The following is a 24,035-nucleotide window of genomic DNA, read 5'->3' as shown; positions in this document are numbered from 1 at the left end:
CCGCGAACTCCGACGGCACGCTGCGCGCTCTCGGCAAGTGCCTGGACGCCACCGGCCCCAGCTCGGCCGACGGCACCCCGCTCCAGATCTGGGACTGCTTCGCCGGGTCGAACCAGCGCTGGACGCTGCCGAGCGGTGGCGGCACCAACCCGCCGCCTCCCACCGGCGCCAAGATGCCCGGCGCGCCCTACCTCTACATGGGCTGGGGCAGCCCGCCCAGCGCGACCTCGGTGATGAGCTCCACCGGAGTCAAGTCCTTCACCATGGCGTTCATCCTGTCGGGCGGCGGCTGCAACCCGATGTGGGACGGCGCGAGGCCGCTGACCGGCGGCGTCGACGCGCAGACGATCTCCTCCATCAAGAACGCGGGCGGCAGCGTCCAGGTGTCGTTCGGCGGCTGGTCCGGCAACAAGCTCGGCCCCAACTGCTCGTCCCCGTCGGCGTACGCCAACGCGGTCCAGCAGGTCATCAACGCGGTCGGCCCCGCCGTGGTCGACTTCGACATCGAGAACACCGACGAGTTCTCGAACTACACGGTCCAGGACCGCATCCTCAACGGACTGAAGATCGTCAAGCAGAACAACCCCAACGTCAAGGTCGCGCTGACCTTCGGCACCAGCACCACGGGCCCGACCGGCGACGGAATCCGGCTGATCAACCAGGCGAGGGCTCTCGGCGTCCCCGTCGACAACTTCACGATCATGCCGTTCGACTTCGGCGGCGGCTCGAACATGTACCAGAGCACGGTCAACGCGTCTGAGGGCCTGAAGAACGCGCTCAAGAGCGCGTACGGCTGGACCGACGCGCAGGCCTACTCGCACATGGGCATCTCCGGCATGAACGGCGTGTCCGACCAGCAGGAGATGACCTCCACCGCGACCTGGACCCAGATCCGCGACTACGCGAAATCCAAGGGCCTCACCCGCCTGGCCTTCTGGTCGGTCAACCGCGACCGTCCGTGCCCCGGCGGCGGCGTCAGTGAGACCTGCAGCGGCACCTCCCAGGGCAACTGGGACTTCACTCGCATCACGGCCGGCTTCTAGATGTACATCTAGTCGGCGGCATTCGCCGTAGGCGATTTGTGCGAGTTGTTCTGATCCCTACAGAATCCTGGTACGGCACCCGCCGTACCAGGATTCTCAGTTTCTTGCGAGGAGTGGCGCCGTGACGGTGTTGGCGAATGTCGCAGTGGCCGTGATGGCGCTGCTCCACCTCTACATCCTGGTCCTGGAGATGTTCGGCTGGACCTCCCCGAGAGCCATGAAGGCCTTCGGCACCGACCCGGAGTTCGCGGAGAAGACCCGGGTGCTGGCGGGCAACCAGGGCCTCTACAACGGCTTCCTCGCGGCCGGTCTGGTCTGGGGCCTGATCGCCGCCGACCCGGTGGGCTTCCAGGCGAAGGTCTTCTTCCTCGTCTGCATCGCGGTCGCGGGACTCTACGGGGCCGCGACCGCCAGCCGCCGGATCCTGTTCGTCCAGACCGTCCCCGCGCTGATCAGCCTGCTGTTGGTCCTGCTGTCCAGGTGACGGCGGAGCCGCTGCCGCGCAGCGTCGGCACCCCGGCGGCGAACGCGGCGAGGCACCGCCGCAACGTGGGCAGGAAGGGCGGGCACGCCGCGGCGAGGTCCGGATCCTGCGCGTAGAGCTCGACGAGCGTGGCCGACGGGTTCGAGACCGGATAGAGCGTGCCGGCGAGGGCGGTGGCCACCCCGATCAGCTCGATCCCTTCGGGTTCCGTCAGATCCGGATGCACCCGTGCGACCTGCGCTCCGAGCTCGGCGATCACGCCGAGCACGACCCGTTTGAAGGCCCGGGCCGCCGGGACCGAGACGTTGTGCTCCAGGTTGGTCGACATGTGGCTGAGCAGGTCACAGAACAGCGGGCGGTCGGCCAGCGTCTCCGTCAGAGCGGCGAGGATGTCGTCCGGGTCGGCCGAGGTTCGCAGGCGCTCGGAGACCGTGCGCCGCCACTCCTGCCACGCTTCGGCGGCGAGCTCGAGGTAGATCTCCTCGCGAGTGCCGAAGTAGCGCACCACATTGGACTTCGCCAGGCCGACGGCGGCCGCGACGCCGCCCAGGCTGACGTTGCGGACGCCGGATCGCTCGGCGAGGTCGCGAGCGGCGTCGAGGATCGCCTCGCGCCGCTGCTGCTTGTGCTCCGGCCGCCTGGCTCGGACGAATCCCTGCTCTGTCATGACCCGGCAAGCATACGCCGCGTTAAAAGAACGCCGTCCTCTTGTTAAGGCAACGACGTTCTGTTAACGTCGGCGGCATCCAGCAGTGGACGTCACGATGGGGAGACAGCCCGTGGTCGAGGTACGGATGCGCGTGAACGGAGTCATGGAGTCGCTCGACCTGGAGCCGCGGGTCAGCCTGCTCGACGCGCTGCGCGAGCGCCTCGGCCTGACCGGCACGAAGAAGGGCTGCAACCAGGGGGCCTGCGGCGCGTGCACGGTTCTCGTCGACGGCGAGCGGATCAACTCGTGTCTGGCCCTGGCCGTCCAGTACGACGGCCGCGAGATCACCACGATCGAGGGACTCGGCGACGGAGAGCGTGCGCATCCCCTGCAGTCGGCGTTCGTGCGCAACGACGGCTTCCAGTGCGGTTACTGCACGTCAGGCCAGATCTGCTCGGCAATCGGAATGCTGGCGGAACACGGAGCGGGCGCGCCGAGCGCCGCCACCGAGCACCTGTCGGCCGACACGATCGAGTTGTCCGACGCCGAGATCCGGGAGCGGATGAGCGGCAACCTGTGCCGTTGCGGCGCCTACAATGGCATCGTCGGCGCGATCAGGGAAGTGGCGGCGGCCGTCCCCGGCGAGATCGGGCGCGACGTGATGGAGGCGGCGCGATGAAGGCGTTCTCCTACGTGAGCGCCGCCGACGTCCCAGCCGCGCTGCGGGCGATCTCCACGGAGCCCAACGCGAAGTTCATCGGCGGCGGCACGAACCTCGTCGACCTGATGCGCGAGGAGATCGAGCGGCCCGACACGATCATCGACATCACCCGGCTCCCCCTGTCCGGCATCGAGGAACTGCCCGGCGGCGGGGTCCGGATCGGCGCGATGGTCCGCAACAGCCATCTGGCCGCGGACCGGCTGATCAGGATGCGTTATCCGATGTTGTCCCAGGCCGTCCTCACCGGCGCCTCCGCCCAGTTGCGCAACATGGCGACGGTGGGCGGAAACCTGCTCCAGCGCACCCGCTGCCTCTACTTCTACGACGGCGCCGCCGCGTGCAACAAAAGAGAGCCCGGCCGGGGGTGCGACGCGATCGGCGGGTTCACCCGCAACCACGCCATCCTGGGAGCGAGCGGGGCCTGCGTCGCGACGCACCCCTCGGACATGTGCGTGGCGCTGGCCGCGCTGGACGCGACCGTGGTGGCCGAGAGCGTCCGAGGCGTCCGCCGCATCCCGATGACCGAGTTCCACCTGCTGCCTGGTGGGACGCCGGACGTCGAGACCGCGCTGGCTCCCGACGAGCTCATCACGGCGGTCGAGTTGCCGGAGATTCCCGTCGCGGCGACCTCGGCCTACCGCAAGGTCCGCGACCGCGCGTCCTACGCCTTCGCGCTGGTCTCCGTCGCCGCTGCGCTGGAGACCAGCGACGGCGCGGTGTCCGCCGTACGGCTGGCCCTCGGCGGCGTCGCGGCCAAGCCGTGGCGGGCCCACCTGGCCGAACAGGTCCTGCTCGGCGCGCCTGCCACCGAGGAGTCGTTCCAGCGGGCGGCGGCCGCCGAGCTCGCGCCCGCGGTCGCCCAGTCGCAGAACGCCTTCAAGATCGAGCTGGCTCGGCGCACGATCGTGGCCACGCTGCGCCGGCTGCTCACCGATGGGAGCGCGGCATGACCCAGGCACCGGTGCACAGCCGGCCGCTGCCGACGACGGCGGAGCGCAGCGTCGGCAAGCCGATCGACCGCGTCGACGGAAGGGCCAAGACGACTGGAGCGGCCCGCTACTCCGCGGAATATCCCTACCCCGACATCGCGCATGCCGCGCTCGTGCACGCGGCCGTCAGCCGTGGCCGCATCACCGGGATCGACGACGCGGCGGCCTCCGCCGTGCCCGGCGTGCTCGCCGTCATCACCCACCTGAACGCGCCGGCGATGAAGCCGCCTCCACCGGTGAGCCTGATGAATCTGAGCACGCTCGCCTCCGGGACGACGGTCAACTACCTCAACACCGACGAGGTGCACTGGGACGGCCAGCCGGTGGCGGTCGTCGTCGCGGAGACCCTGGAGGCCGCGCAGCAGGCCGCGTCGCTGGTGGGGGTGACCTACGACGAGCTCCCGGCGGCCTTCGACTTCGCCGCCGAGGAGAAGAACGCCAAGCCCCAGAAGAGCGATCTCGTGCAGTCCGGCGGAGCCAGGAAGGGCGACGCGGAGGCCGCCCTCGCGGCGGCGCCCGTGTCGGTGGACCTGCGGTACACCACGCCTCCGCACAACCACAACGCGCTCGAGCCGCACGCGACGACGGCGGCGTGGGACGGCGACCGGCTGACCGTCCACGAGGGGACGCAGAACATCTCCTGGATGCGCGACAATCTCGCGCTGAAGTTCGGCGTCCCGGCCGGGAACGTACGGGTGATCTCCCCCTACGTCGGCGGCGCGTTCGGCGGCAAGACCATGATCTGGGCCGGGACGATCCTCACGGTGCTGGCCGCACGGGTGACGGGCCGCCCGGTGCGCCTGATGCTCACGCGCGAGGGGGTCTACCGTACGGTCGGCGGGCGCACGCCCTCGACGCAGCGGGTCGCGCTGGGGGCAGAGAGGGACGGCAGGCTCACCGCGCTCATCCACACCAGCGTGACCCGGCTCGGGCGGGTCGGCGGCGGACCCGAGCAGGTGACCTCCCAGTCGCGGCACCTCTACGACGCCGAGAACATCCTGGTCCAGCAGAACCTCGTCAAGCTCGACCTGCTCTCGAACACGGTGATGCGCGCCCCAGGCGAGTCGATCGGCACCTTCGCGCTGGAGACGGCGGTCGACGAGCTGGCCTACGAGCTCGGCCTCGATCCGATCGAGCTGCGGATGCGCAACGAGCCGGAGCGCAACCCGATCGACGGCAAGCGGTTCGCCCACCGGATGCTCCGCGAGGCCTACGCGCGGGGCGCCGAGCGGTTCGGCTGGGCCGACCGTACGCCGGAGCCGGGCTCGATGCGGGACGGCAGATGGCTCGTCGGCATGGGGGTCGCGTCGGCCTATCACCCGTCGTGGCAGTTCGCCGCCAACGTCACGGTACGGCTGTCGGCCGACGGCACGGTCGTGGTGCGCTGCGGCTTCCACGAGATGGGGATGGGCGGCGCCACCGCGCAGGCGCAGATCGCCGCCGACGCGCTCGGCGTGCCGTTCGAGGCCGTCCGGGTGGAGTACGGCGACTCGACCCTGCCCACCGGGCCGGGAGCCGGCGGCTCCGGGCAGACCGCGAGTGTGGCCGCCAGCCTGCTGAGCGCGTGCGACAAGCTGAAGCGCTCGGTGCTCGCCCTGGCGCGGCGGTCACGTGAGTCGCCGCTGCGCGGGCAGCGGCTGAGCGGTGTCGAGGCCAGGGACGGGGGGCTCTACCGGGCGGACCGGTCCGGGTCCGGCTCCGGCTCCGGCTCCGGCTCCGGCTCCGGCGAGACCTACACGGCGATCCTGACCAGGGCGGGCCGTAACTCGGTGGAGGCCAAGGTGGGCTCCGACACCCGCGTCGGCGCGATCGCCGGTCAGGTCCGGTTCATGTCGAAGCTGATGCTCGACCGGCGCCGTTGGGTCAAGGCGGCGTCCGGTGCGCAGTTCTGCGAGGTGCGCGTCGACCCGGACACCGGAGAGGTGCGGGTCTCCCGCTGGGTCGGGGTCTTCGACGTCGGCACGGTGATCAACGCGAAGACGACGGCCGGCCAGCTTCGCGGCGGCATCGTGATGGGCATCGGCATGGCGTTGTCGGAGGAGACGCTCGTCGACCCCAGAAACGGCCGGATCATGAACCCGAGCCTCGCCGAGTACCACGTGCCCGTGCACGCGGACGTCCCGCCGATCGACGTCTCCTGCCTGGATGAACCCGACCCCACTATGCCCCTCGGGCTGATCGGCGTGGGCGAGGTGAGCATCACCGGAGCCGCCGCGGCGATCGCCAACGCCGTCCACCACGCGACGGGGAGGCGCGTCCGCGACCTTCCCATCACCCTGGACCGGCTGCTGTGATTCAACCGTCCGGGAACACCGTCCGGGAACGAGGAGAGGGAGTCACGATGAAGGTCGTCGTCTTCGGAGCGACCGGCATGGTCGGGCAGGGCGTCCTGCGGGAATGCCTCCTCGATCCCGAGGTGGACGAGGTCCTGGTCGTGGGGCGCACACCGACAGGCCTCCACCACGAGAAGATCCGCGAGGTAATACATAAGGATTTTTCGGACTTCTCCTCACTCAAGGCCGAGTTCTCCGGCCAGGACGCGTGTTTCTTCTGCCTCGGCGTCTCCTCCGTCGGCATGAGCGAGGACGACTATCGCCGTGTCACGTACGACATCACGCTCGCCGCGGCGACCATCCTCGCCGAGCAGAACCCCGGCATGACCTTCGTCTACGTCTCGGGGGTGGGGAGCGACTCGTCGGAGAAGGGGCGCGTGATGTGGGCACGTGTCCGGGGCCGCACGGAAAACGCGCTGCTGCGCCTACCGCTCGCGGCGCACGTGTTCCGTCTCGGCTACGTACAGCCCGGGCACGGCGTGCGATCCAAGACGCGGTGGTACCAGGCCATGTACCGGGCCGTCGCCCCCGCCTACCCGCTCCTGAGGCGCCTTTGGCCCGGCCACATGACCACGACGGAGAACGTGGGCAGAGCCATGATCGTCGTCGCGCGGCGCGGGACGGATGCCCGGATCATGGGGAGCAGGGAGATCAACGCGGCCGCGGGCTGAACCGGTCCGGAGCCGCATGTGCCGGTGACGGCCCCCGTCCTCCTTGTCAGCGCCTTGTCGGCTCCTCGTCAACTCCTCGCTGAAGACGACCCGTCGAGGGGGACACGGAGGACGAAGCGGGCGCCGCCGCCGGGCGAGTCCTCGACGGACAACGTGCCGTGATGGGCGCGGGCGATCTCCTGGGCGATGGCCAGGCCCAGACCCGTTCCGCCGTGGGCACGGCTCCGAGCGGTGTCCAGCCGGGTGAAACGCAGGAAGACCCGCTCCCTGTCGGCCATGGGGATGCCCTCCCCGTCGTCACTGACGATCAACTCGGCGCCGTCGCCGGCCCGGCGGACGTCAACGGACACGGCGCACTTGGCATGGCGCTGCGCGTTGTCCAGCAGGTTGCCCAGCGCCCGGCGCATCTGCCCGGGAACGACGCCGACCATGGTGCCCGTTTCCAGACGGAGATGGGTCGGATGCCTGCCGGCCCGGGCGGAGACCTCTCCCTCGACCAGTTCGGCCAGGTCGAGGGAGACCCGGTTCTCCGGCGCATCGGTGCCCAGGCGGGCCAGGAGCAGCAGGTCCGCGGCGATCGCCTCCAGGCGGTCGACGTCGCCCAGGGCGTGGTCGAGCATCGCGTGGAGGTCGGTCGCGTCGAAATGGAGCACGGCGTCCTCCAACTGCGTACGGAGTCCCGCGATCGGGGTGCGCAGTTCGTGGGAGGCGTCGGAGGCGAACTGCCGCTGCTGCTCGAGCATCTGCTCCAGCCCGCGCTGGGCGTGGTCGAGCCGGCCGAGCGTGTTGTTGATCGTTCTGGCCAGCCGTGCGATCTCGTCCTCGCCGGCCGGTTCGGGAACACGGCTGCTCAGGTCGTTGACGTTGATCGCGGCCAACTCGGCCCTGATCGCCCCCACGGGGCGCAACGTCCGGCCGGTGACCTTCCAGGTCGCCCAGGCGGTGAGGAAGATCAGGCCGGCGACCTGGATCGCGAACAACGTGTCGAAGATCCCCGTGGACATCGGGCTGGACACCCGTTCGCCCGCGTAGACGATGAACGGGCCCTGCACGGCCGACGCCGTGTCCACGGTGCCGGGAGAGCCGCTGGGCGAGCCGTTCACGGAGGGCTTCACCGGAACGCTCGGCACGAGCACCGCCTCCAGCCGGACGCAGCCGACATGGGGAAGCCCACAGGTCTGCACGTCCAGCCGGGGTTCCTGCCTGGTCGGCCACGCGTCGGTCATCGGCGCAAGCGCCTTGGCGGCGGTGGAGGATGCGATGACATGGTGGTCAGAGGCCACGACCTGGATGAGGTCGGCTCCCGTGACACGGGGAGTGATCGGATTCGTCAGACGTCCGGCGCGGATGTCCGCTGCCGTGATGACGGCCTGAGCGTGTGCGTGCTCCCACTCCATGTCGGTCAGCCGTTGCCGCGCCACCGCGGCCGCCGCCACTCCTCCGGGCACCAGCAACAGCACCGCGAAGAAGGTGATCAAGGCGGTTACTCGCCCCCTGATCGACCGCGGACGCAGCCGCAAGTGTCGTAGCGACGGAGGCATAAGGTGCCGGCACACCCCCTCACGGGTCTCGCTCAGGATCTGGTTTTGGGGTCGGGATTCTCGGCTTCTGGGGTCAGGAGCCGTCGTGTCCGCAGGGGTGAGGGATCTGACGGAGGGCTTCACGGCGGAACCGGTACTCGTCGTCGTCGATCTCGCCGTCGACGAACCTCCGGAACAACATGTCCTCTTCCCGAGATCCCGCTCCACGTCCGGAGACGGGAACCTTGGTACGGAGCACGGCTCCCACGCCACCGATGATCGCTACCCAGAACAGGACGCTGACGATGAGGAACAACGCTTCCTGCTCGCTGATCGCTATGCCGTAAAGAAACATCAGCTTTCTGTTCTCCCTTCTCGGTCCGGCGGCCCCCCAGCCGCGGAACGAGTCGCAGTGGCGGCGGTAAGCGGTGGTGGGAAGAATCGAAACGTGGGGCCGCTGTCCCGCCGGCGGCGCTCGACGATCACTGCCTTCCACCGAAGTGGTGAGCACGATGAATCTTGAGCTGCCGCCATGACCCAATAGTCCGCCACATGCCTCCTGACCTGCCAGGGTGCGTTTTGCCTGGGTGTACCACTGCCACCTTAAAAGCGACATAGCACTCTAAAGTGACTATGTGGACAGATCCAGCCTTCTCGGACAATTTCTCCGAGCTCGCCGTGAATGTACGGCTATCGAGGACGTCGGACTGACACGCGCGGGCCGACGCCGGACACCGGGACTTCGCCGGGAAGAGCTCGCGATCCTGGCCGGGGTCAGCACCGACTACCTCGTCCGGCTGGAGCAGGGCCGGGAACGCCGGCCGTCCGAACAGGTGCTCGACGCGCTGGCTCGCGCCCTGGACCTCGCCCCTGACGCCGTCGACCACCTGCACCAGCTAGCCCGGCCCCGGATCCGGCGTCGCCCGATCAGCCGGATCGATCATGTGAGCCCCGGCCTGCTCCAACTGCTGGGGGCCTGGGACAAGTCACCGGCGTTCATCATGGGGCGCTTGATGGACGTGCTCGCGACCAATGCGATGACCGACGCCCTCTACGCCGGACTCGACCAGAGGGACAACCTCATCCGGCTGACCTTCCTCAATCCCGAGGCGAAGGTCTTCTTCGCGGACTGGGAGAAGACCGCCTACTTCAAGGTGGCCAATCTGCACGCCTCGGCGGGCGCCGATCCCGACGATCCTTTCCTGCCGGAACTGGTCAAGGAGGTCTCCCTGCGGAGCGAGGAGTTCCGCAGGCTGTGGGAGCGCCACGACGTGCAGCCCAAGACCCAGGAGTCCAAACTGTTCCACGTCCACGGGATCGGCGACCTGCTGCTCAACTGCGAGACGTTCACCATCAACAGCGCGCCCGGCCAGCAGCTCATCATCTTCCAGGCCGAGCCGGGCAGCCCGTCGGAGCGCGCTCTCGAACTGCTGAACGCCCGTCGCCCATGACGCCACCCCGACAGACTGGGCTCCAGCCCGTTCCCCACCGCCCGCGCCGCACCCCTGTGCCGCCGCGGTCTTCGTCGTGGCCGTGGATCGGGCCGGAAGGAGAGGGGTGAGGCCGGTGCTTCGCCCCCGTTCCATCCGCACGCGCTACACGATGATGGCGACGGCCCTGTCATTGCTCTTCCTGGTCACGATCGGCGTGAGCGTCGACCTGGCCACCAGGTATCGGGTCGAGGCCAACGCGTTCGAGGACACCAAGGCCGTGGCCAGCCAGTGGAGCGCGGCCGTGCGGAACGGCAGCGTGCCGCACACGTTGCCCGCCATGACCCGGGTCAACCTGATCCAGATCGTCGATGCGGACGGCCATGTCCTGCAGGCCAGCAAGCAGGCATGGAACAGACCTCCGATCAGCACGGTCCACCCTCCGTCGAACGACCGGTTCCAGAACATCACCTCGTGTGAGCCCGGACGCGGGTGCGTGTTGCTCATGGCGATCCGGGTGACGCCCGCCGCGAATTCGCCTGTCGTCTACGCCGGGCTCCCCGAGCCGTCCATCCTGGCCACCTGCTGGCTGGAACTGGGCCTGTTCACGTGCATAGTGCTGATCCTGGCCTTCGTCGCCTGGATCACCTGGACTCTGGTCGGCCGGACGCTCCGTCCGGTGGAGACGATCCGGGCACGGATGTCGGAGATCACCGGCAGCGACCTCAGCCTGAGGGTGCCGCTGCCGCCCGGCAGGGACGAGATCGCGATGCTCGCGCGTACCGCCAACCAGACACTCGACCGGCTGGAGATCGCGGTCAAGCAGCAGCGCCGATTCGCCTCGGACGCCTCTCACGAACTGCGGACGCCCATCGCGGGCCTGCGTGTGGCCCTTGAGGACGCGATCGCGCATCCCGAGGACGTCGACGCGCAGGAGACCCTCCGGACGGCGCTGTCGACCACGAACCGGCTCGAGGCGATCGTCAGCGACCTGCTGGTGCTGGCCCGGCTGCGCGCCAGCGACCCGGAGCCGCCCGAGCCGATCGATCTCGGCGCCTTGGCGAAGGAGGCCTCGACCGGCCGGATCGACACCGTGCCCGTGCATGTGAACGCGACCGGTGACGTACGGGTCAGCGGCTGCCGCAGCCAGCTGATGCGGGTCATGGACAACCTGTTGAACAACGCCCGCCGCCATGCCGACAGCAGCGTCGAGGTGACCGTGGGGTCGGAAAACGGCCAGGCTGTCGTGAGCGTGACCGACGACGGCGCGGGCATCGACCCGCACGACCGTGAACGCGTCTTCGCCCGGTTCACCCGCCTGGACGACGCCCGTCGCCGCGACCCCGGCGGAACCGGTCTCGGGCTCGCGATCTCCCGTGAAATCGTCGAGGCCCACGGCGGCACGCTCAAGGTGGAGGACTCCCCCCGGGGCGCCCGGTTCGTCATGCGCCTGGGTGCGATGACCGACAGCGGCCGGCCCGGAAACCGGCTGTAGACCGGCCTTCACAACCGGGCCGGCCACCGGGTCGGGGACCGGCCGGGGGAATTGACGTCCCTTGCTCGCTGATGGCTCCGCGACCTAAACTGAACTAGCCGTTCAGTTCAGTTTGACGGGTTTGAGGTCGGACTTCATGAGGTCGGACTGCTTGAGGTCGGGCTTCATGAGGGTGAACTCCATGAGGAGGACGAGATGAGCGTCTGGTTCGTCACCGGAGCCTCACGAGGCTTCGGGATCGAGATCGTCCGCGCGGCGCTCTCTCACGGGCATCAGGTCGTCGCGACCGCCCGCGACAGCTCCCGGATGCGCGACCGGTTCCCTGACGCGGGCGACCCGATGAGCGCCGAGCTCGAACCGCTCGGGGTCAAGGTCACCATCGTCGAGCCGGGCTATTTCCGCACCGACTTCCTCGACGCGAGCAGCCTGCACACCGAGACGGCTCAGATCTCCGACTACTCCGCCTCGTCAGGGGCCATGCGCCGCACCGCGGTCATGGTCAACCATGTCCAGCCCGGCAATCCGGTCAAGGCCGCCACGGTCATCGTCGACGTCGCCGAGTCGCCCCGCGCGCCGTTGCGGCTGCAACTCGGCGCCGACTGCGTGGAACGGGTGGAGGAGAAGCTGGCGACCGTACGGCGCGAGCTCGACACCTGGCGCGCCGTTTCCGTCTCGACGGACCACCCCGATGTCGGCGCCGATGTCACCCGAGGCTGAGCCCGCGCGGGTGCCCGAGGGGATCCTCGTGCACCCGACCGGCGCACGCAGCCGGCGGGTCCACGAGGCCGCGCTCCAAGCGACCTGCGACCTGCTCGACGAGGGCGGCCTCCCGGCCGTGACGGTCGACGCGATCGCCGAACGCTCGGGGGTCAGCAAGGCCACCATCTACAAGCACTGGCCGTCGAAGACCGCTGTCGCGGCCGAGGCGTTCGGGCGTCGCGTGGCCGAGACCGTCGCGCTGCCCGACACCGGTACGGCCCGCGGCGATCTCGCCGAGCAGGTCCGCCTGGTCAGCGCCTTCTACGCCAGCCCGGCGGGAACCGTGTTCGCCCAGCTCCTGGCCGCCTGCGTGAGCGACCCCGGCGCCGCGCCCTATTTCCGCGTCTACTTCCTGCACGGCAGGCGCGTGGCGATCGGGGTGCTGTGGGAGCGCGCCGTACGGCGTGGCGAGGTCGATCCGGCCATCGACGTGGAGACCGCCATCGACATCCTCTTCGGGCCCCTCATCTTCCGGCTGATCTCCGGCCATCGGCCACTCACGCCGGAGGAGGCCGATGCGATCAGCCGCGCGGCACTTCACGGGCTGCTCAGGCACACCTCGCCCGGCGCCGACTGAGACCTTGATGGCCCTGAGGACCCCGAAGACCCCAAGGACCCCGAGGACCGGGCCGGGCCTCGGTCCTCACGGAGCCCTGCGCGCGGGTGCGGCCACTGTCTGCTCGATCAGCAGCCGGGCCACATCCGACAGGTGACCCCGGCGCGCGTAGGCGGCGCGCTGGCGCGTCGCTCCGGAACCGACGCGCCGGATGGAATCCAGGGCGGCGGTCACCGTGCGCAGATCACCGCTGGCCACGAGGCTCGGCCGTACCCGGTCGAGCAACCTGCGGACCAGCCGCCAGGCGGGCACACGGCTGCCGGTGAGCAGGTCGAGCCCGTGGCCGTCCATGCCGTCCCGAGCCGCCCGCCAGAAGGCCGCCCGCAGCAGCGTCTGGTCGATCTGCGGTGCCGCGATCCCCGCCCGGACGTCGAGCACGGCGGTCGCGGCGAGCGCCCGGACGAGCGCGGCGAGCAGCACGGTCTCCTCCACCGTCGCGCAGACGTCGGCGGTGCGAAACTCCAGCGTGGGCACGTGATCGGAGATCCGGACCAGCCAGTACACCATGCCGCGATCCATGATCGCCCCGCTCGCCCGCAGCCCGGAGACGAGGCTCTCGTAGTGCCCGAACGAGTGGAAGAAGGGCGGCGGCTCCGCGCTCGGCCACCGGCCTATCAACATCGTCCGCCAACTGGCGTATCCGGTGTCGAGCGCGTCGGCGATCGGGGAGTTGACCGTCAGCGCCAGCAGCACCGGCAACCACGGGCGCGTGTGGTTGCTGACCTGCACGGCCTCCTCATGATCGTCCATCCCGATGTGAACGTGGCACCCGCAGACGCCCTGCCCGCGGATGACCGCGCGGAACTCCCGGGCGATGTCGTGGTAACGGGGAGACCGGCTCAACGGCGGGATCCCCACGTTCCCGCTCAGCGCCGTCCCGCAGGCGACCAGGCCCAGTCCGGACGCGGCGGCGGCCGACGCGGCCACCCTGCGCAATTCGAGCAGGTCGTCGCCGAGACGGTCCAGCTCGGTGTGGACCTCGGAGTTGCTCTCGACCTGGAAGCGGGTCAGCTCAGGGACCAGTCGGGCCGCGATGGGACCGCGGACGCGCCCGCGGACGACATCGGCCCCGGGCACCACCCGTCCCGTCTCGGGGTCGAGCAGGAGGAACTCCTCCTCCACTCCCATGGTGAGCCCCGGGACTGGGGCCGCAGGCGCGGCGACGGCAGGATGCGCCCTCGCACCGCGGGAGCGGACCGCCGTCGTCACGGCCCGACCCTTTCACGCCGATCACCCGCTGTTTCGGCCGGCGCCGACCGGCGCGCGACTTGCCGTGATCGCATCTCGATCCCTCTTCCGGGTTGATGGAACCGGTCATGTGGGCGTCATGCCCGCGTCGCTCTCCCAGGTGCCGGTGTACGGCGGACCCGCGGTGTCCGGACGTGATGCCGCGCCTCCCAGACGCATGCACCGACGACATCGAAGGCGTCGGTGACATCGCGATTACTTCACCTACCGCGCCCCTATCCCGACCCGGAGCGGCAAATCACCCAAAAGTTCAAAGATGACCCCAAACCGCTGCCCTGCCGACCGTCGGACGGATCCGGAGAGTGACGGGCCGACCGGCCCTGGCGCGGCCCGCGGGCCGGTCCCGCGGAGGAGGGGATGCAGGGAGGGGGATGCGGGGAGGGCGCTCGCCCACATGGACACGAGACCATTTCCATCGGGGGTTTGCGCAGTGGCCCGGCCCATTAATCCGAAATCATGCGACATCTCGGTGCTTAATCGCACATGAGTTCTGGGCTCGCGATGATTCACCGCGTATTGAATGGGGAGCGACTTCGGATTCGCTTCAGATCGACTTCAGATTCACTGCGGTCATGCGACCGTCCATTCGTCGGGCCATTCCCCAGCCCGGCGTAGAGCCGCAGCCGGCCATACACGGCCGTCGGCTACCGGTCATTCATGAGGCATCCGCCCCTGTGCGGGAACCGGCATGAACGCACATGTCGGCGGCCCGCCCGGCGGCCCATCTATGGGAAGTCGTCCACGACTCTGTGAAACGACTCCCACGGCCTCGGCGGCGGGCCCCGGTCAAGCGTTGGCGTTGGTCCTCATTATCGTCGCGATCCCGTAAATCGGACCGTTTGGAGGACTCGCTCGGCTTAACCTAGGGCCCGCGGCCACAGGTACGTCACCAGTGCTACTTGAGGTATGCCCATGACGCGGCGGCAACCGCGATCAAAATGCAGAGGCGGATGGTCCGGGGCGTGCTGTCGACCACGTCCCGGACCACTCTCGCCACCTCTCCTATCCAGGAGCCATACTCCGGGTCGCGACCCCGCCCGTCACGACCGCGCCCCCCGCTTTCGCGAGGCCGAATAACCGTCATTGTGGCCTCCCCCGATATGCTCTATTCGCGGCTTGTGACCACGAATACGGTTAAAGGTCCAACCGAGAACCCCTTTCCATTGGGGTCTGCCCGCAAGCCACGGAAATACCGTCACCTCGGCCGACCCGGCAGGAGGGGATTCCGGACCTTCCATTTCATGGTCACAGGTAACACACCGTGTACGCAATGGATTCGAGCGGCATTCTAGGGTCCATACGCAGAGTGACGACAAAATCACAAGACGTCTATCTACTTACGTCCGCCTTTGTCCCGGAAAAGGGTGATTTCGTGTCCGAAATGTCCGTCGGCCTTTTCCGGAAATTGGGATAACGACGCGACACGCCGTTGCCTGACGGGGACGGACGGCAGAACATCCCCCCGTCACCCTGCGTGGATCCACCCAATGCCACGCCGCATGATCGGCAGCCCCGTAACGCGCGCGGTTTCGCATCGAAACGGCCACCCGCAAAGGACTCCGCCACGAGGTGGGGCGCGCCCGCGCCCGCGAAGTCCAATCGCTTCGGCTTTCCAGTGGGACCCGTGAAAGTGAGCCCCTACTCACGGCGTCGCGATTGGCTCATTCACACACAGTGACCATTTCGGCACACACGGACACCGAAATGGTAGCCGTACAGTAACCGGCCCCTTTCGCGGCTCGCTACGTTTACGCCCGGTTAACTGAACCTCGCGATCGTGCCTACGTAGCCGGAACATGATCTACCTTCCGGCGGGACGAAGGGGCACACAGCATGAGCCACGGGCACACGCACCCGCACGGTCATTCACACGATCATTCGCACGGGCATTCGCACGACGAGCACGGCCACACCCACGAGAACGCCGCCGACCAGGGCGACATGGCGCCGGTCGTCGACATGTCGATCCCGGACTCGGAACTCTCGCCCGGTCAGGTCTCGCGTCGTCAGATGTTCCGGCGCGCCGGACTGCTCGGCGCGGGGATCACCGCCGCCGGAGTCCTCGGGACGCCCGGCCAGGCGGCCGCCGACTCCGGCAAGTCCTACGGCCGCAGCAACTGCGAGCCCAGGGACGGTTACCTGTGGCTGGCGGGCGACCACCACATCCACACGCAGCACAGCTCGGACGGCATGTACCGGGTGATCGACCACGTTCAGCACGCCAACGCGTACGGCCTGGACTGGATGGTCATCACCGACCACGGCAGCGTCGCGCACGCCAAGATCGGTGTCGACAAGGTCAACCCCGACATCGTCGCGGCCCGCAAGGTCATCAAGGACACCCTGGTCTTCCAAGGCCTGGAGTGGAACATTCCGGGCGCTGAGCACGGCACGGTCTTCGTCGCCCCCGGCCGCAACGAGGTCGCCACGCTGAAGGAGTTCGAGAACTCCTTCGACGGCGCGGTCAAGAACGCGACCGCCAGCACGCCGCAGAACGAGGCCCTCGCGATCGCCGGCCTCAACTTCCTCGCCGAGGCGGTCAAGAAGCGCCGCGTCGACGACGCGCTGTTCCTCGCCAACCACCCCGCCCGCAAGGGCCTCGACTCGCCGCACGAGATCCGCGGCTGGCGGGACGCTCAGCCGTCGATCGCCGTGGGCATGGAGGGCGCTCCCGGCCACCAGGCCGCCGGCATCCCCAAGCCGAACGGCCCCGGCGGTGGCCGCGGCTTCTACGACAGCACCCCGAGCGCCGACTCCTGGCCCGGCTACCCGGCGGAGAGCTACAAGACCTTCGGCGGCTTCGACTGGATGACCTCGACCGTCGGCGGTCTGTGGGACAGCCTCCTAGCCGAGGGCAAGACCTGGTGGATCACCGCGAACTCCGACGCGCACACGGTCTACCAGGACACCAGCCTCCGCGGGCCGAACAGCGACTTCGAGGCCAACGGCCGGTACAACGACCCGGTCTACGGCGGCGGCCCCGTGCTGACCCAGGGTGACTTCTGGCCGGGCTACTACAGCCGGACCCACGTGGGCGCCACGGACTTCGGTTACGGCGCCGTCATGGACGCCATGCGCGCCGGCCGCATCTGGGTCGACCACGGCGGCCTGATCAGCGGCCTGATCGTCCGCGCCCGCACCTCGGACACCCGCGGCGTGACCCTCGGCGGCGCGCTGCACGTCCGCCAGGGCACCAAGGTCGAGGTCTCCATCGAGATCACGCTGGCGAACCGTCCCAACTGGGCCCAGGTCATCCCGACCCTGGCTCGGGTGGACGTCATCCAGGGCGACGTGACCGGCCCGGCGTCCAACAAGGACACCTTCACCACGCCGAAGACCAAGGTCGTCAAGTCCTTCGAGGTCAACAAGAACACCGGCACCGTCAGCTTCACCTACAAGGTGGGTGCGGTCGACCGTCCCATCTACGTGCGTCTGCGCGGCACCGACGGAAACCGCACCGCTCCCGGCCTGCTCGGGGCGTCGGTCGACCCGAACGGCCCGGCGATCGACGTCTTCGGTGACGCCGACCCGTGGAAGGACCTCTGGTTCTACAGCAACCCGATCTGGATCCTCCCCCGCCGATGACGACGCCGATGATCCTGGGCATCGACTCCGGATCACGGACGGTCACCGAGGCCGAGCACCTTCTCCACACCGTGGTGGAGGTGCTCGGCCTGCCGTCCGACGTGGTCGGATGCACCCATTTCGTGTCCACGGGGATGCCTCATGTGGCCTGCTCCGTGACCGTTCCCGCCCAGGTCGACCTGGCCCTCCTCCCGGAGGACGTGTCCGCCTCGCTGGGCGAGAGCCGTACGGGCTCGGACCCGGACGGCGCGGCGCTCGCGGCGGCGGCGCACGCGTCGCGGGCGAGCGGCCGGATCGTGATGTTCCCCGGCAGGGACGAACTCGTCGGCACGGTGACGGTCGGTGAGCTGGTCGAACGGTCGGCCGTCGCGAGAGTCCGCGTGCTCGCGCAGTCGGAGCCGGCGGACGCCGCTCTGGCGGTGGCGACCAACGGCTTCGTCCGGCCCGTGTGGGAGGACGGCGTGATGACCCTCCTCACCATGCCCGCCTCGGGCGGGATGCTGATGCCCGCGGAGGTGCCCAACCCGACGCCCTGCTGCGGCGACCACGGCTGAGGCCGCACGATCTGAGGGCGCATGCCTGAGAGCGCGCGACTGGGGCCGCACGCCGGAAAACCAGGTGATCTTCGCTGGACTTCGCGGTAGAAGTGTCCGTTCGGCATGACCCGGGGACGAACGGTTCACGATGCGGAGGAAAGCACGATGGCAGGACACAAGGGCAACGGGGACGACAAGGGCAACAGGGGCGACGAGGGCGTCAAGGGCGTCGATCTGGGGGCGGTCTCCGATCTGGTGACGCCGATGGCGGTGCGCGTGGCGGCGACCCTGCGCATCGCCGACCACATCGCCGAGGGCCGGCGGACGGCGAAGGACCTGTCCGAGGCCGTGAACGCCGACGCGGACGCGCTCGAACGCCTGCTGCGGCACCTCGCGACGGCGGACGTGCTGGTCAGGGACGAATCAGGCGCGTACGCGCTCACTCCCCTGGGCGAGTCCCTTCGTGCCGGCGGCCTTCGCGAGATGCTCGACCTCGAGGGCGCGATCGGCCGCGCCGACCTGTCGTTCGCCCACCTGCTGCACAGCGTCAGGACGGGCGGACCGGCCTTTCCCGAGCAGTTCGGCCGTCCCTTCTGGGATGATCTGGCCGCCGATCCGGTGCGGACCGCGTCCTATGACGCCCAGATGGGCCTCGACGTGGCCGCGTGGGCGCCACCGATCATCTCGGCGTACGACTGGGGGTCGCTGGGGCACGTGATCGACGTCGGCGGTGGCAACGGCACCCTGATGGCGGCGCTGCTGCAGGCCCACCCGACACTGCGCGGCACGGTCTTCGACCAGCCCGAGACCGCCGCGGCCGCGCGGGCCACCCTGGCCGCCGCCGGCCTCGCCGGCCGGAGCGACGTCGCCGCCGGCGACTTCTTCGAGGCCCTGCCGCCAGGCGCCGACGGGTACCTCCTGTCAGCGATCATCCACGACTGGGACGACGACGCGGCCCGGGCGATCCTGCGGTCCTGCGCGAAGGCGGCCGGCGCCAAGGGATCCGTCTTCGTCGTCGAGAAGACCGGCACCGACGGCGAATCGGTGAACACCGGCATGGACCTGCGGATGCTCGTCTACTTCGGCGGCAAGGAGCGCGGCGTCGCCGAAATCTCCGCCCTGGGGGAATCCGCGGGCCTCACGGCGATCGCCGTCCATCCGGCCGGGACGCTGTCGATCGTCGAACTGGCCGCACGGTAGCCCGCTCAGGCGCCGAGATCCCTCGCGACGTTGTCCAGGCAGTGAGCCAGCGACGCGATCCGCTCTTCGGTCACCGGCCGGCCGGAGAGCACTCCCGGGATGTCCTCCCGCCGTACGATCACCAGCGTGCGGTGCGGCTTCACGCCTTCCGCCCGACTTCCCTCTTCGATCTCCCGCTCGATCTCACCGAGGGAGCGGATCACGCACTCCCCCCGGACGAAGACCAGCGCCACGTCCGGATCAGGCGACTCGATCAACTGCCTGACACATTCCTGATCGACGAGTGACATCGCAGTGCTCCCTTCGCGTGTGGCAGGCCCGCGACCACGGAGTACGGCAGGCTCTCGGCCGGGGGACCACAGGCCCTCGGGCGTGACCGGCTACCGCCGCCGTCCGTCACCACCGGCCGGCTCCTTCATCCAGTCCTGCAGTCCTGAGACCGACGCGAGCGGCGGGGTGGCCGTCCCCGCCCCTGCGTGCATGCCCTGGATCAGCTCGCGCAGGGCCTCCGTCGCCGTACGGCGGGGGCGCCAGCCGAGCTCGGTCCGGGCGCGGGTCACGTCCATGAGGGGAATCCGCAGGGCCATCTCGACCAGGCCCGGTGACGCGGGGATCAGGCGCAGATGCCAGCCGGCGGCGATCACCGATCTGGCCAGCCACGGCGGCACGGGCACGCGGCGTGCGCCGAACAACTCGGCCAGGACTTCGGGGTCGATGACGGGGTCGGCGGCGAGGTTGAACGCGCCGGAGACGGGGCGGGTCACGGCCAGGCGGTAGGCCTGGCCGGCGTCGTCGGAATGCAGTGCCTGGATCCGGAGCCCGGGAATGTCCGGGATCAACGGGATCAGCCCCGGCCGTACCAGCCCGTGGGGCAGCAACGGTCCCGCGAACAGCCGCCGCTGCTCAGTGGCCGATTCCCGCTTGAAGGTGAACCCGGGGCGCATGCGGACGACACGGATGCCGGGGTGATCGTGCTCGAAGACGTCGAGGACTCGTTCGAGATAGGCCTTCTCCCTCGCGTACGCCGCGTTGGGCCAGCCGTGGGTGGGCCAGGTCTCGTCGACCGGCCCGTCCTTCGGCCCCGGTGAGTAGGCGCCGACCGACGACGCGTGGACGAGCGCGCCCACACCCGCCGTCGCCGCGGCCCGGAAGACACGCATGCTGCCGAGAACGTTGGTCCTCCAGGTCGTCACCGGATCATGGGTCGGCTGGAACAACCAGGCCAGGTGGATCACCGCGTCCGCCCCGGCGAAGATCTCCGTGACGTCGTCCTTGCTCACGTCCGCCGTCCGCCAGGAGGTCTTGCCTGGTCGCCACTCGGGCTGTCGTCGTGCGACCCCGATGATCGAGGTGACAGAGGGCTCGGACTCGAGGGCCGAAACCACGCTGGTCCCGACGTTCCCGGTGGCGCCGACCACAATAATCCGCATAAACAATCCGTTTCCCGGCCAATAGGTCGGCAAACGGACAGTAGCTCGCGTTACGCGCCACTTCGGCGCGCCGCCTGGACGTCCGCCCCGCGCGCAGCGGCCCGCCCCGCACTGCCTCTGGCCCGGACTGCCCCTGGCCCGCGCGCCTGAGTCTCCCGAAGCGGCCCTCCCTCCGGAGCGAACTCGCAGGTCACCTCACCGGCATTTCGCCCATTGCGGGCCAGACGAAAGGTTGCACTTGGACAATCAGGGGGAATCCAGTGGTGGTACGGGAATACCGATACTCAGGAGGATCAAGTTCTCATTTATGGTCAGAGAGGCGGCAGGGAAAGATGGCTCAGATCGTCGGTGGCGGACGCCCCGTCAATGACGCCGAACGAAGGGTCATCGCGCACCTGCGAGACAACGCCCCTGACGATTGGCTGTTGCTCCACAACATCGAGATCCCACGCGGTGCGGACCTGTTCGAGGTCGACCTCGTCGTGCTCACCGGCCACTCGCTCTGCGTCATCGACGTCAAGGGCGCACGCGGACGCTTCGAAGTGGCGGGCACTCGATGGTTCCCCCAGCACAGGGAGGCGTTCGGATCCCCGGTGGCCAAACTCAGAGGGACGGCCAGGGCGCTCAAGGGCGTCCTGATCGACGAACACCGCGAACTCGAGCGGCTGTACGTGGACAACATCGTCGTGCTGACCGCCCCCGGCGCCGTCCTGATCGACCCGAGTGGCCGCGACGCACGGCATGTCACCGATCTGGCCGGGCTGGTCACCATCTTGAGCGACATCTCGCGCGTACGGCACGGCTGCAGTCGCGACGCCACGCCGTACCGGACCGCGGTCATCGAGGCGCTCAACGGAACCGTGCGCCGGCCCACGGCGCCGCCTCGATACGGCAACTGGGAGGTCGAGGAGCAACTCGGCGGAGACAGCAGGGTCACCGAATATCGCGCGGTCAACGCCACGGCCCCGACCAGCGAGACCGTCCTGCTCCGGGTCTATCGGGCCGATCCGATGGCGGAGCAGCAACGACGCGCTGCGGAACAGCGGCGCATCGCCAACGCCTATCAGTCGCTCGCCAAGATCCCACCGCATCCGTGCGTCGTACGCTCCCGCGACTTCTTCGCGATCGACGACGAGAGCAGGTTCGTCCTCGTTCTCGACGACGTACACGGCCAGGCGCTGCACCTGCACCTCACCGGGCACCCGCTGACGACCGAAGCCAAACTCGACGTGCTCGAGGACATGCTGCTCGGGCTCGCTCACGTCCATGCCAACAAGGTCATCCATCGGGCCCTCACGCCAGCCTGCGTGCTCGTCACCGAGAACAGCCACGCGATTTTGACCGGCTTCGACTACGCCAAGCCGGGGCCGCGCAAGCACACCGTCGCGCAGGAACTTCCCAACATTCTCGACACCCACTACGTGGCCCCGGAATGCCGAGCCAGACCCGACCGGATGACTCCGGCGTCCGACGTGTACTCGGCGGGCGTGATCGCCTTCCAGTTGCTCACCGGGCAACTCCCCTTTCCTGATCCGGACGGAGAGGCCGACGGCGGCCAGGTTCCGCCCGAGGTCATGGACCTGGTGCGGCGCATGCGCGACCACACGCCGTCCAAACGGCCGGACGCTGCGACGGCTCGCCTCGAACTCCGCCAAGCCCGCAACGCCCAGATCGGCAATCGGCGCTTCGGGGATCCCCAGACGAGCAGGCGCCGTACGGCCGTGATGGAGCGGCTTCGAGGCGCGGTGCGTCGTGTCTTCCGTCGATGATCGTTTTTTCTGCCGACCTTCTGAGGGCGTGCTTCCCCTGGTCGGGGCTTGGAGCCGGCCTTCCCCAGGGTTCGCTGTGCTCGCGGTCCGGCCCGTGCCGTTGGATGCGGTTGGAGCGTGTCGGGACCTTGGCCCCTACATCGGCCGCCGGGCCGTGGTTAGCGTGATCACATGATTCGCGTCTTCCTCGTGGACGATCACGAGGTCGTCCGGCGGGGCGTCGCGGCGCTGCTCGAGTCCGAGCCGGACATCGAGGTCGCCGGCGAGGCGGCCACCGCCGAGTCGGCGATGGCACGGATCCCGGCGCTGAAGCCGGACGTGGTGGTGCTCGACGTGCGCCTTCCCGACGGCAGCGGAGTGGACGTCTGCCGGGACGTTCGCTCCAAGGTGCCGGATCTGGCCTGCCTGATCCTGACGTCGTTCGCCGACGACGACGCGCTGTTCAACGCCGTGATGGCGGGCGCGGCGGGATATGTGCTCAAGCAGATCCACGGATCGGACCTCGTGGGAGCGGTGCGGACCGTGGCCGCGGGGCAGTCGCTACTCGACCCGCACACCACCGCGACCATGCTCAGGCGCCTACGTGACCAGGCCACGAAGAAGGACCCGCTGGCCGCCCTCTCCGAACAGGAACGGCACATCCTGGAGCTGATCGGTGAGGGTCTCACCAACCGGCAGATCGGTGAACGGCTCTTCCTGGCGGAGAAGACCGTCAAGAACTACGTGTCCAATCTGTTGAGCAAGCTCAGCATGCAGCGCCGTACGCAGGCGGCCGCTCTGGCCGCCCGCTTGAAGGCCGATCGACAGGAATGACGGGACCTTCGCCCCTTATCCGTATCGCTCTTGATCGAGCAGGCTTGCTCGCATGAGGCTCGACTCGGCCGGCCTGGAGATCCTCTCGCGGGACGAGTGCTTGGATCTGCTGGCATCGACACCGATCGGCAGGATCGTCTTCACCGATCGCGCTCTCCCCGCCGTGCAGCCGGTGGCCTTCTGCCTGATCGACGGCAACGTCGTCATCCGCACCACCATCGGCTCCAAGGTCGCGGGCGCCGCGAGAAACTCCATCGTGGCCTTCGAGGTGGACGACTTCGACGCCGCCATGCGGGTCGGCTGGTCGGTCACCGCCATCGGACACGCGCGTGCGGTGGTGGAGCCCGACGAGATCTCCCGGCTGTCCCTGCTCCCCCTGACGCCCTGGGCGCCCAGAAGTAATGATCATTTCATCCACTTCATCGTGATGGCGCCAGAGGAGATCTCCGGACGCCGCGTACGCAACTGATCAGAACGCCAGGGGGTTCTTAGCCGGTCGACCCCGCCTGGACGCTTGCCGCCCGATCCGCCCGATCAGGCTGATCAGGCTGACGGACCCGGTGGCCCTGACGGCCTCGATGGCACACTGGCGGTGGAGCCGGTTGAGGCTCCGTTCGAGGCTCTGTCCGAAGCTCTGTCCGAAGCCCTGCCTGAGACACCGTCCGAGGCACTCTCTGAGACACCGTCTGAGGCGTTTCCAGGAGCGGTGCGTGGCCGGCGGTAGCGGCGGCCGGTGTAGGTGTA

22 protein-coding genes are annotated in these 24,035 nt (G+C 69.0%); 16 read left to right on the top strand and 6 right to left on the bottom strand.

Translation table 11 applies throughout. From position 1 onward, the window contains the following. Nucleotides 1-1,043: chitinase (locus Pmi06nite_RS22540; protein ID WP_239114120.1), on the top strand; the 1,043-nt coding region annotated here is incomplete at its 5' end. Between the two features lie 121 nt (nt 1,044-1,164). Beyond that, the gene (locus tag Pmi06nite_RS22535) at nt 1,165-1,527 is read left to right on the top strand and encodes a DUF1304 domain-containing protein (RefSeq protein WP_203955078.1); all 363 of its coding nucleotides are present in this window, start codon (nt 1,165-1,167) and stop codon (nt 1,525-1,527) included. Here the strand turns inward: Pmi06nite_RS22535 and Pmi06nite_RS22530 are convergent. After that, nucleotides 1,496-2,194 (bottom strand): TetR/AcrR family transcriptional regulator, encoded by a 699-nt coding sequence (locus Pmi06nite_RS22530; protein WP_203955077.1) that lies wholly within the window; start codon nt 2,192-2,194, stop codon nt 1,496-1,498. The genes Pmi06nite_RS22535 and Pmi06nite_RS22530 overlap by 32 nt on opposite strands. Before the next feature lie 97 nt (nt 2,195-2,291). On the opposite strand from Pmi06nite_RS22530, the gene Pmi06nite_RS22525 reads away from it, so the two are divergent. The 4 genes from Pmi06nite_RS22525 to Pmi06nite_RS22510 are packed head-to-tail and all read left to right on the top strand — an operon-like array spanning nt 2,292 to nt 6,890. Beyond that, nucleotides 2,292-2,855, top strand: coding sequence for a (2Fe-2S)-binding protein (locus Pmi06nite_RS22525; RefSeq protein ID WP_239114119.1), 564 nt, complete (start codon nt 2,292-2,294; stop codon nt 2,853-2,855). Next, a complete protein-coding gene (locus Pmi06nite_RS22520; RefSeq protein WP_203955076.1) occupies nt 2,852-3,847 on the top strand; it encodes an FAD binding domain-containing protein in 996 nt (331 codons plus the stop codon). Before Pmi06nite_RS22525 ends, Pmi06nite_RS22520 begins: the two co-directional genes overlap by 4 nt. Continuing rightward, the gene (locus Pmi06nite_RS22515; protein WP_203955075.1) at nt 3,844-6,180 is read left to right on the top strand and encodes a xanthine dehydrogenase family protein molybdopterin-binding subunit; all 2,337 of its coding nucleotides are present in this window, start codon (nt 3,844-3,846) and stop codon (nt 6,178-6,180) included. The genes Pmi06nite_RS22520 and Pmi06nite_RS22515 overlap by 4 nt, the downstream gene beginning before the upstream one ends. A gap of 47 nt (nt 6,181-6,227) precedes the next feature. Continuing rightward, complete coding sequence (locus Pmi06nite_RS22510) at nt 6,228-6,890, top strand: NAD(P)H-binding protein (RefSeq protein WP_203955074.1); 663 nt, start codon at nt 6,228-6,230, stop codon at nt 6,888-6,890. Nucleotides 6,891-6,958: 68 nt separating this feature from the next. On the opposite strand, the gene Pmi06nite_RS22505 is transcribed toward Pmi06nite_RS22510, so the two are convergent. Next, the gene (locus tag Pmi06nite_RS22505) at nt 6,959-8,368 is read right to left on the bottom strand and encodes a sensor histidine kinase (RefSeq protein ID WP_203955073.1); all 1,410 of its coding nucleotides are present in this window, start codon (nt 8,366-8,368) and stop codon (nt 6,959-6,961) included. A 136-nt stretch (nt 8,369-8,504) separates the two neighbouring features. Then, nucleotides 8,505-8,765, bottom strand: a complete 261-nt coding sequence (locus Pmi06nite_RS22500; protein WP_203955072.1) for an SHOCT domain-containing protein — start codon at nt 8,763-8,765, stop codon at nt 8,505-8,507. A gap of 280 nt (nt 8,766-9,045) precedes the next feature. Between Pmi06nite_RS22500 and Pmi06nite_RS22495 the strand changes: the two genes are divergently transcribed. The 4 genes from Pmi06nite_RS22495 (at nt 9,046) to Pmi06nite_RS22480 (ending at nt 12,671) form a co-directional block, all read left to right on the top strand. Then, nucleotides 9,046-9,861: a helix-turn-helix transcriptional regulator gene (locus Pmi06nite_RS22495; RefSeq protein ID WP_203955071.1), complete on the top strand. Its 816-nt coding sequence runs from the start codon at nt 9,046-9,048 to the stop codon at nt 9,859-9,861. Nucleotides 9,862-9,976: 115 nt separating this feature from the next. Continuing rightward, nucleotides 9,977-11,335, top strand: a complete 1,359-nt coding sequence (locus tag Pmi06nite_RS22490) for a HAMP domain-containing sensor histidine kinase (RefSeq protein ID WP_239114118.1) — start codon at nt 9,977-9,979, stop codon at nt 11,333-11,335. A gap of 195 nt (nt 11,336-11,530) precedes the next feature. Continuing rightward, the gene (locus Pmi06nite_RS22485) at nt 11,531-12,052 is read left to right on the top strand and encodes a Rossmann-fold NAD(P)-binding domain-containing protein (RefSeq protein WP_203955070.1); all 522 of its coding nucleotides are present in this window, start codon (nt 11,531-11,533) and stop codon (nt 12,050-12,052) included. Then, nucleotides 12,036-12,671 carry a TetR/AcrR family transcriptional regulator gene (locus Pmi06nite_RS22480; protein ID WP_203955069.1) on the top strand — a complete coding sequence of 212 codons (636 nt, stop codon included), beginning with the start codon at nt 12,036-12,038 and terminating at the stop codon, nt 12,669-12,671. The genes Pmi06nite_RS22485 and Pmi06nite_RS22480 overlap by 17 nt, the downstream gene beginning before the upstream one ends. A gap of 66 nt (nt 12,672-12,737) precedes the next feature. Here Pmi06nite_RS22480 and Pmi06nite_RS22475 read toward each other — a convergent pair whose 3' ends face one another. After that, complete coding sequence (locus Pmi06nite_RS22475; protein ID WP_203955068.1) at nt 12,738-13,919, bottom strand: carboxylate-amine ligase; 1,182 nt, start codon at nt 13,917-13,919, stop codon at nt 12,738-12,740. Nucleotides 13,920-15,791: 1,872 nt separating this feature from the next. Here Pmi06nite_RS22475 and Pmi06nite_RS22470 point away from each other — a divergent pair. From Pmi06nite_RS22470 to Pmi06nite_RS22460, 3 genes are all read left to right on the top strand, one after another. Continuing rightward, on the top strand, nt 15,792-17,543 hold the full coding sequence (locus tag Pmi06nite_RS22470) for a PHP domain-containing protein (protein ID WP_203955067.1): 1,752 nt from the start codon (nt 15,792-15,794) through the stop codon (nt 17,541-17,543). After that, a complete protein-coding gene (locus Pmi06nite_RS22465; RefSeq protein WP_203955066.1) occupies nt 17,540-18,097 on the top strand; it encodes a hypothetical protein in 558 nt (185 codons plus the stop codon). The genes Pmi06nite_RS22470 and Pmi06nite_RS22465 overlap by 4 nt, the downstream gene beginning before the upstream one ends. A gap of 147 nt (nt 18,098-18,244) precedes the next feature. After that, entirely contained in the window at nt 18,245-19,279 is a 1,035-nt protein-coding gene (locus Pmi06nite_RS22460) for a methyltransferase (RefSeq protein WP_203955065.1), read from the top strand. 5 nt (nt 19,280-19,284) lie between these two features. On the opposite strand, the gene Pmi06nite_RS22455 is transcribed toward Pmi06nite_RS22460, so the two are convergent. Both Pmi06nite_RS22455 and Pmi06nite_RS22450 read right to left on the bottom strand, forming a co-directional pair. Further along, nucleotides 19,285-19,569: a hypothetical protein gene (locus Pmi06nite_RS22455; RefSeq protein ID WP_203955064.1), complete on the bottom strand. Its 285-nt coding sequence runs from the start codon at nt 19,567-19,569 to the stop codon at nt 19,285-19,287. A gap of 90 nt (nt 19,570-19,659) precedes the next feature. Further along, on the bottom strand, nt 19,660-20,709 hold the full coding sequence (locus Pmi06nite_RS22450; protein ID WP_203955063.1) for an NAD-dependent epimerase/dehydratase family protein: 1,050 nt from the start codon (nt 20,707-20,709) through the stop codon (nt 19,660-19,662). A gap of 332 nt (nt 20,710-21,041) precedes the next feature. Between Pmi06nite_RS22450 and mads6 the strand changes: the two genes are divergently transcribed. From mads6 to Pmi06nite_RS22435, 3 genes are all read left to right on the top strand, one after another. After that, nucleotides 21,042-22,478 (top strand): methylation-associated defense system protein kinase MAD6, encoded by a 1,437-nt coding sequence (gene mads6 / locus Pmi06nite_RS22445; RefSeq protein ID WP_203955062.1) that lies wholly within the window; start codon nt 21,042-21,044, stop codon nt 22,476-22,478. 171 nt (nt 22,479-22,649) lie between these two features. Next, nucleotides 22,650-23,291 (top strand): response regulator, encoded by a 642-nt coding sequence (locus Pmi06nite_RS22440; protein WP_203955061.1) that lies wholly within the window; start codon nt 22,650-22,652, stop codon nt 23,289-23,291. A gap of 52 nt (nt 23,292-23,343) precedes the next feature. Next, complete coding sequence (locus Pmi06nite_RS22435; protein ID WP_203955060.1) at nt 23,344-23,760, top strand: pyridoxamine 5'-phosphate oxidase family protein; 417 nt, start codon at nt 23,344-23,346, stop codon at nt 23,758-23,760. Nucleotides 23,761-24,035: the final 275 nt, after the last annotated feature.

This window comes from Planotetraspora mira (assembly GCF_016863275.1).
GTDB lineage: Bacteria > Actinomycetota > Actinomycetes > Streptosporangiales > Streptosporangiaceae > Planotetraspora > Planotetraspora mira.
The sequence above is the reverse complement of the archived record's forward strand: the minus strand, read 5'-3'. Positions and strand labels throughout refer to the sequence as shown.